The organism is Streptomyces sp. NPDC059456, from assembly GCF_042750055.1.
Lineage (GTDB): Bacteria > Actinomycetota > Actinomycetes > Streptomycetales > Streptomycetaceae > Streptomyces.
On sequence record NZ_JBHYVA010000431.1, the window covers coordinates 1 to 7,379 of the forward strand.

At 74.3% G+C, this 7,379-nt stretch carries 7 protein-coding genes; 4 read left to right on the forward strand and 3 right to left on the reverse strand.

The window, feature by feature from the left end; genetic code table 11:
• Nucleotides 1–2: 2 nt before the first annotated feature.
• Together ACFXA3_RS29240 and ACFXA3_RS29245 are read right to left on the reverse strand one after the other, a co-directional pair.
• Nucleotides 3–1,400, reverse strand: a complete 1,398-nt coding sequence (locus tag ACFXA3_RS29240) for a HEAT repeat domain-containing protein (protein ID WP_385191525.1) — start codon at nt 1,398–1,400, stop codon at nt 3–5.
• A 343-nt stretch (nt 1,401–1,743) separates the two neighbouring features.
• Complete coding sequence (locus tag ACFXA3_RS29245) at nt 1,744–2,166, reverse strand: ankyrin repeat domain-containing protein (protein ID WP_266631269.1); 423 nt, start codon at nt 2,164–2,166, stop codon at nt 1,744–1,746.
• A gap of 345 nt (nt 2,167–2,511) precedes the next feature.
• On the opposite strand from ACFXA3_RS29245, the gene ACFXA3_RS29250 reads away from it, so the two are divergent.
• Both ACFXA3_RS29250 and ACFXA3_RS29255 read left to right on the forward strand, forming a co-directional pair.
• Complete coding sequence (locus tag ACFXA3_RS29250) at nt 2,512–2,706, forward strand: hypothetical protein (protein WP_385191526.1); 195 nt, start codon at nt 2,512–2,514, stop codon at nt 2,704–2,706.
• A gap of 49 nt (nt 2,707–2,755) precedes the next feature.
• Complete coding sequence (locus ACFXA3_RS29255) at nt 2,756–4,618, forward strand: hypothetical protein (RefSeq protein ID WP_385191528.1); 1,863 nt, start codon at nt 2,756–2,758, stop codon at nt 4,616–4,618.
• Here the strand turns inward: ACFXA3_RS29255 and ACFXA3_RS29260 are convergent.
• On the reverse strand, nt 4,500–6,002 hold the full coding sequence (locus ACFXA3_RS29260) for a PLP-dependent aminotransferase family protein (protein ID WP_385191529.1): 1,503 nt from the start codon (nt 6,000–6,002) through the stop codon (nt 4,500–4,502). The genes ACFXA3_RS29255 and ACFXA3_RS29260 overlap by 119 nt on opposite strands.
• 182 nt (nt 6,003–6,184) lie before the next feature.
• Between ACFXA3_RS29260 and ACFXA3_RS29265 the strand changes: the two genes are divergently transcribed.
• A complete protein-coding gene (locus tag ACFXA3_RS29265; RefSeq protein WP_385191531.1) occupies nt 6,185–6,955 on the forward strand; it encodes a glycerophosphodiester phosphodiesterase family protein in 771 nt (256 codons plus the stop codon).
• Between the two features lie 57 nt (nt 6,956–7,012).
• The coding region (locus ACFXA3_RS29270; RefSeq protein ID WP_385191533.1) for an MFS transporter at nt 7,013–7,379 on the forward strand (367 nt) is incomplete at its 3' end.

The window sequence follows — 7,379 nt, forward strand, 5'->3', positions numbered from 1 at the left end:
GGTCAGATCGCCGATTCCGGGGTGATCCGGTTGCGGACCGCCGACTGGACGTCCTCTTCCTCCGCCGGGTCCGACGCCAGCCTGCGCAGCCTCGGGGCCACGCGGGCGTCCGCCGTTTCCGCGTGGTGGGCCGCCACCTCGCGGGTGGTCTCCTCGCAGTCCCAGAGGCATTCGACGGCGAAGCCGGCGGCGAACGTCGGGTCCGTGCTGGCCAGGGCGCGCGCCGCGCGCCCGCGCAGGTGGGAGGAGGCCGTCTCGCGGTAGATGTGGCGCAGCACCGGTGCCGCGCAGCCGATGGAGAGCCGGCCCGCCCCGTCGACCAGGGCGAAGAGCCGCTGGGCGTCCGGGCCGGAGCCGCGGACGGTGGAGCGGAGGGCGCCCAGGACGAGTCCGGTGTCCTCGGCCGCGCCCCGGGCGGCGAGGAGGGCGGCCGCGGCCGCGCCCAGGGCGTCGGGGCGGTGGACCCACTGGCGGGCCCGGTCGAGGGCGGCGGGGCCGCACATGCGCTCGTACGCGGCCACGGCGGGTTCGTCCCCGGCGGCTTCGATGAGGTCCAGGACGGCGGGGTTCTCCGGCTCGGCGAGGACCAGGTGGTGCAGGGCGGTGGCGCGGGCGGCCTCGCCGCCGGCGCCGGCGGCGGCCGCGAGGATCGCGGAGCGGTCCTCGGGTCCGGCCACGGCGGCCAGACAGCGGGCGGCGGGTACGTGCAGCGGGGTTCCACGGCGCAGTCCGTCGGCGGCCCAGTCGAAGACGGCCTGGACGCCCCAGCCGGGCCGGGGCCCGTTCGGGGTGAGCTGGCGCTGCCAGCGGTCGAAGGAGCCCTGCTGGCGGGCGGCGCGCAGCCGGTCGCCGTACTCGGGGGACTCCTCCCACAGGCACCAGGGCCGGGGCTCGTACGCGTCGCGGACGGCGGCGGCCAGCCGCGCCCCGCCCTCGGCGGTGGCCGGGAACCGGGCGAGCACGGGTGCGGCGAGGCCGCGCAGTCCCTCGTCGTCGTCGCGCAGGGCGAGCTCGTCGAGGGCCCAGGCCCAGTTGGCTCCGGAGGCGGCGTAGCGGCGCAGCAGCATGAGTGCGTCGTCGCGGCCGTAGGAGGCCAGGTGGCCCAGGACGGACAGGGCGAGGCCGGTCCGGTGGTCCGTGTCGTCGACGAGGTCGTCGGCGCTGAAGAGGTGGCTCTCGATCTCGGCGAGGGGGCCGTCGAGATCGAGGTACAGGCGTGCGTAGTAGAGCGAGCGGTTCTCGACCTGCCAGTCCTGGCGCGGGTCGCTGACCACGCACTGGTTGAGGGCCGCGAGGGCCTCGGCGCGGGGCGCTGCGAGGGCGTGCAGCGTGCCGTCGCCGCGGCCCCGCTGGAGGAGCCCGAGCAGGGTGCCGCTTGGCGCTATGACTGGTTCGAACATGGGAATGGCCTCAAATCAAGCTGGGGACGCAACCGGGAATCGGGATTCACAGGGCCGCGTAACAGCATGTGAGGACGTCCGCCGTCATGTTCCGCTCGATGTAGACCATTGCCTTCTCACTCTCGTCGGTGCTTCGCGACCACGTCGGCCGGTTCTCGCAGGGGGTGGGTTCGGACACCCTTCGTGTCCTGCCCGCTCCTGCCCGTCCGTCGTGCTCGCGAATCGAATCCGACGCCATGATGACCCAGCCGGTTTGTGCGCCGCGACCACATTTACGGCCGCCGTGACCAACCCGTGAGGTGGCGGGCCGGTCGGACCTCGCCTGGTCACGGGCAAAAACGGACTACTTGGCTCCGAAGAGTTCCAGCAGGTCGGCCTTCGCGAACATGCGGGCGGTGTCCACGGCGGACGGGGTTCCGGCGGTGGGGTCGGCGCCTCCGGCGAGCAGGGCGCGGATGACGGCCTCCTCGCCCTTGAAGACGGCGCCGGCGAGCGGGGTCTGGCCGCGGTCGTTGGCGCGGTCGGCCTCGGCGCCGCGGGCCAGCAGGGCGGTGACGGTGGCGGCGTGGCCGTGGTAGGCGGCCAGCATGACGAGGGTGTCGCCGCGGTCGTTGGTGAGGTTCGCCGGGACCCCGGCGTCCAGGTACGCGGTGAGCGTCTCGGTCTCGCCCTGGCGGGCGAGGTCGAAGATCTTGGTGGCCAGCTCGATGACGTCCTCGTCGGGAGCGCCCTGGGAGCCGCCCTCGGTGGGCTCGTGCTCGCTCATCTGTCGTACCGCCTTCCACTCGCTGTTGACGTCACTGTGGACGTGGGGTTCCCCGGGCCGGGCGGGCAGGGGCGCGTACGGCGCCGCGGCCGTACGGGTGAATCGCCAGAGTAGCGCCCGGACCTGCACATACGGGGGCCAGGCCGAGGCAAGGATCCCCGTTGGCGCCGGTCGGCACCGGGTTGGCCCGGTTGACCCCGCTTCGTGCCGGGCGCGCCAGTCAGGCTGCGCCGGTCAAGTGAAAAAAGACCGGATTCACCCGTATGCACCTTTTATCGCATTGATACTTCCTGTGAGCCTGGAACAACTGATGGTGACCGTCCCCACCCACCAGGAGAACTTCTCATGATCCTGTCCATCTCAGGCGTCGTCCTGCTCGGCATCATCGCCTTCCTCTTCTTCAAGAAGGACGGGATGAAGCTGTCCCACGCGTTCGTCTGCGCGATGTTCGGCTTCTTCCTCGCCGGCTCCGCCATCGCCCCGAGCATCACCGCGAGCACGGCGAGCCTCGCGAGCCTGCTCGGCGGGATCAAGCTCTAGCGCCGACCGACCGGACCGTCCCGCACCACGACAACTCCAGGAGACGCCCGTGGCCCGGCGCCCACTCCCCCGCATCCTCAGCAGCGGCACCACCTCGCTCGCCCGGGGCCGCGACCTCGCTCGCACGGCCGCCGACAGCGCCACGGACGTCCTCCATCCGCTCCTCGTCATCGGGCGCGGCCTGCGCGTCCTCGCCGCGGCCGGCCGGCACAAGTGGGCCCGGACCCCCAAGGACAAGCGTGGTCCCGCGCTGTTCCTGGGCGCCGCCTGCGTCCTCGTGGTCGCGCTCGTCCCCTACGGCCCCCTCGCCGGCCTGATCACCCTGATGGCGGCCGCCGCCTGGCAGGGACGCGACCGGACGCCGGTCAAGAGCGGGCCGAGCGACGCCGAGAGCGAACGGCTCGGTTCCCTGTACGAGGCCCTCGTGCCGTACTTCTCCACTCCCGAGGACCCGAACCCGCTGTTCGCCCACGGCGGGGAGTGGGACAGGGCGTTCAGCGGGTACGCGTTCGACGACGCGGGCCGCGTCACCCGGCTCCGGATCCGCTACCCGGCGTACTTCACCGACGGCGAGGCCGCCTCACGGGCCCGGATCGAGGCCCTGCTGCACGCCAAGTCAGGGCGCGGGCGGGAGTACTTCTTCGACTGGGACGAGGAGGGCAACCAGCTCGACCTGACGGTGCTCGCGCCGCTGCCGACGGGGATCGCCGCCCAGCCGTTCGTCACCTCGCCGGGCGAGACCGTGCTCGGTTTCACCGACGCGGGCAGCGTGCAGCGCACCCTGCCCGTCCTGGAGGACGGCGAGCCGTGCGACGTGCCGCCGGTGATCTGGCGCACCGGCCCCCGTTCCACCGAACCGCACCTGCTGGCCGTGGGCCGGCCCGGCAGCGGCACCTCCTCCCTGCTGCGCTCGATCGCCCTCCAGGCCCTGCACCACGGGGGCGAGGTGCTGATCGTCGAGGGCGGGGGCAGCGGGGAGTTCTCCTGCCTGTCCGGGCGTACGGGCGTACTGGCCGTGGAATGCGGCCCGGCCGGGGCGCTGGCCACCCTGGAGTGGGCCGCGCGCGAGACCGAGCGGCGGCTGATGGCCGCGCACCGGGCCCGTGAGGCCGGCCGGCCGGCGCCGGAGGACACCCGGCGGCCGCTGTGGATCCTGCTGGACCGGCCCAGCGTGCTGGCGCACCTCGCGACCGCGGAGGGCGGCCCCGACCCCCTCGCCCAGCTCCAGGTCCCGCTGCGGCACGGGCGCGCCGCGCACGTCACCGTCGTCGTGGCCGAGCAGTTCGACCACCTGGAGCTGCTGAACGACGCCGTCTGGCAGCACACCCGGGCCCGGGTCGTGCTGGGGCCGGCCGCGATCCAGCAGATCACCGACGTACTGGGGCTGCCGCCGCACACCACCCCGACGGCGCAGGTGCCGCCGGGCCGGGGGTACGCGCGGCTCGGCTCGGGTCCCGTGCACCGCGTGCAGGTGCCCGCCACGCCGGACCCGTACGACGACTCCACGCACTCGGAGCACCGCCAGGCGGTGCTGGAGCTGCTGCCGGGACGGCAGTTGCCCGCGCCGGGCGCGCCGGCCCGGGTCACGCTGTCGAAGCCGCTGCGCATCGTGCAGCCCCCGGGGCCGTCGGCCGACGCGGAGGAGAACGCGGAGGTCCCGGCCGAGGCGCCGCCGGCCCGCGGCCCCTGGCCCGTCGGCCCCAGAACCCCGGCCCGGGGCCCGACCCCCGCGCGGGGCCCGACCCCGGCCGTGGCCCCGGCCCGCGGCCCCGGCCCGGACTCCGGCTGCGGGACTACGCCACGAACGTGCGCGGGGGCTCGGCTCCGCTGCCGCCCGCGCCCGTGCCGACCAGCCGGGCGGCCGCCGCGAGCCGGGCCGCGGCCTCCTCGGCCACCGGCCCGCCGACGGTGAACGGCAGCCGGACGTAGCCCTCGAAGGCGCCGTCGACGCCGAACCGCGGCCCGGAGGGGACCCGTACGCCGACCCGCTCCCCCACTTCGGCCAGCCGGGAACCGGAGAGCCCGCCGGCGCGGGCCCACAGCGTCAGCCCGCCCTGCGGCACCGCGAACTCCCAGTCGGGCAGTTCCCGGCGCACCGCGGCGACCAGCGCGTCCCGGTTCTCCCGGGCCTGGGTGCGGCGGATCTCCACGGCCTCGGCCCAGCCGCCGGTCCGCATCAGCCAGTTCACGGCGAGCTGTTCCAGCACCGGCGTGCCGAGGTCGGCGTACGCGCGGGCGGCGACCAGGCTGCGGATCACGTCGGGGGCCGCGCGGACCCAGCCGATCCGCATGCCGGCCCAGAAGGCCTTGCTGGCGGAGCCCACGGTGATCACGGTGGAGCCGGCCGGGTCGAAGGAGCAGACCGGGCGGGGCATCTCCAGCTCGGGGTCCAGCCGGAGTTCGGCCATGGTCTCGTCGACGACGAGGACGGTGCCGGCGGAGCGGGCCGCCTCCACCATGGCGCGGCGCTGCTCCTCGGAGGCGAGGGCTCCGGTCGGGTTGTGGAAGTCGGCGACGACGTACGCGAGGCGGGGTGCGGCGTCGCGCAGCACCTGCCGCCACACGCTCATGTCCCAGCCGGCCAGACCCGATGCCATCGCGACGGGTACCAGCCGCACCCCGGCGGCGCGCATGAGCTGGAGGATGTTGGCGTAGGACGGGGATTCGACGGCGATGCGCTCCCCGCGGCCGGCGAAGAGGCTGCAGATGGCGTCGATGGCGCCCATCGCTCCGGTGGTGACCATGATCTGCTCGGGCATGGTCGGGATGCCGCGCTCGGTGTAGCGGTCGGCGAGCATGCGCCGCAGGGCGGGGAGCCCGGCGGGGTAGTCGCCGTGGGTGTGCGCGTACGGCGGCAGTTCCTCCAGCGCGCCCTGTACTGCCTTGGTCAGCCAGGGTTCGGGGGCCGGGAGCGCGGCGCAGCCGAGGTCGATCATCGAGCCGAGGGACTCGGGCGGCAGCGGTTCCAGGCCCCGGGCGGGCAGCGGGTTCCCGGCCGGTACGGAGGTCCAGCTGCCGGCTCCGCGGCGGGATTCCAGGAAGCCCTCGCCGCGCAGGGCCTCGTACGCGGCGGCGACGGTGGTGCGGGAGAGGGAGAGGGAGACGGCCAGTTCCCGCTCGGCGGGCAGCCGGGCGGCCACGGGGACGCGGCCTTCGAGGACGAGCAGCCGGATGCCGTCGGCGAGGCTCCGGTAGGCGGGGAGCCTGCGCGCCCCGGGGACACTGGGCCGTTCCTGCTGCGAGGTGATGAGACGGGCGAGCTGTGCGGCACCCACCGCCGAGGTCCACTCTGCCATGCTGTCCGGTCCACCTTTGTCGAATTGGCCTCGCCCGACCGCAGGCGCGGCCGGTATTGGATTGCTTCCGCACCCACAGCCTGTCACGACGGGGTCCACCGGGGCCAGGGGTGGTGCGGCGTTCACCACGCGGCCATCGGGTCGCTCCCTCCCCACGGGTGTCACGGTGCATACTGCGGCGGGTGACGCACGTACGCCTTCGCCATCCGTATCTGGACCACCCCGCTCCGATCCCCTTCGCCCACCGGGGAGGCGCCGCGGACGGGCTGGAGAACACCGCCGCCGCCTTCCGGCGGGCCGCCGACGCGGGATACCGGTACTTCGAGACCGATGTGCACGCCACCGCCGACGGGAAGCTCGTCGCCTTCCACGACTCCACCCTCGACCGGGTCACCGACGGGCACGGCCGGATCGCGGAGCTGACGTGGGCCAGGGTCCGCGAGGCGCGGGTGGCCGGCACCGAGCCGCTGCCGCTGTTCGAGGAGCTCCTGGAGGAGTTCCCCGAAGCCCGCTGGAACATCGACGTCAAGTCCGAGTCGGCGCTGCATCCGCTGGTCAACCTGATCGCCCGGGCGGGCGTGTGGGACCGGGTGTGCGTGGGCTCGTTCTCGGAGAGCCGCGTGGCCCGCGCCCAGAAGATCGCGGGTCCGCGGCTGGCGACCTCGTACGGGGTGCGCGGGGTGCTCGGCCTGCGGCTGCGCTCGTACGCGATCCCCGCGGCCCTGCGGGTCGGGGCGGTGGCGGCCCAGGTTCCGGAGACCCAGGCGGGCATCCGCGTGGTCGACCGGAGGTTCGTGAGGACGGCCCACGACCGGGGCCTGCAGGTCCACGTGTGGACCGTGAACGAACCGCAACGTATGGAGGCTCTCCTCGACCTGGGTGTGGATGGCATCATGACCGACCGGATCGACATCTTGCGCACGGTGCTGGACCAGCGCGGAGCCTGGGCCTGACCTGCCAGGACCGCCGCCGTCACCCTTCACGTGCCGGACGGGAACGAGGGGGCACCGGTGAGTGCGGAGACCACGGAACAGGGCGCGGGGGCCGCGCCGCCGGAGCCGGCGCCGAGCGCGGCGGAACGCAAGCGCGAGCAGCACGGCTGGTACTTCTACGACTTCGCGTGCTCGGTCTACTCCTCGACCGTGCTGACGGTGTTCATCGGCCCGTACCTCACGGCGATGGCCGAGGCCGCCCAGGACGCACAGGGGTACGTCCACCCGCTGGGGATCCCGGTGCGGTCCGGCTCCTTCTTCGCGTACGCCGTCTCGGTGTCGGTGATCGTCGCGGTGCTGGCGATGCCGCTGGTGGGCGCGGCCGCGGACCGTACGGGCCGCAAGAAGCCGCTGCTCGCGGCGGCGGCGTACACCGGTGCGGCGG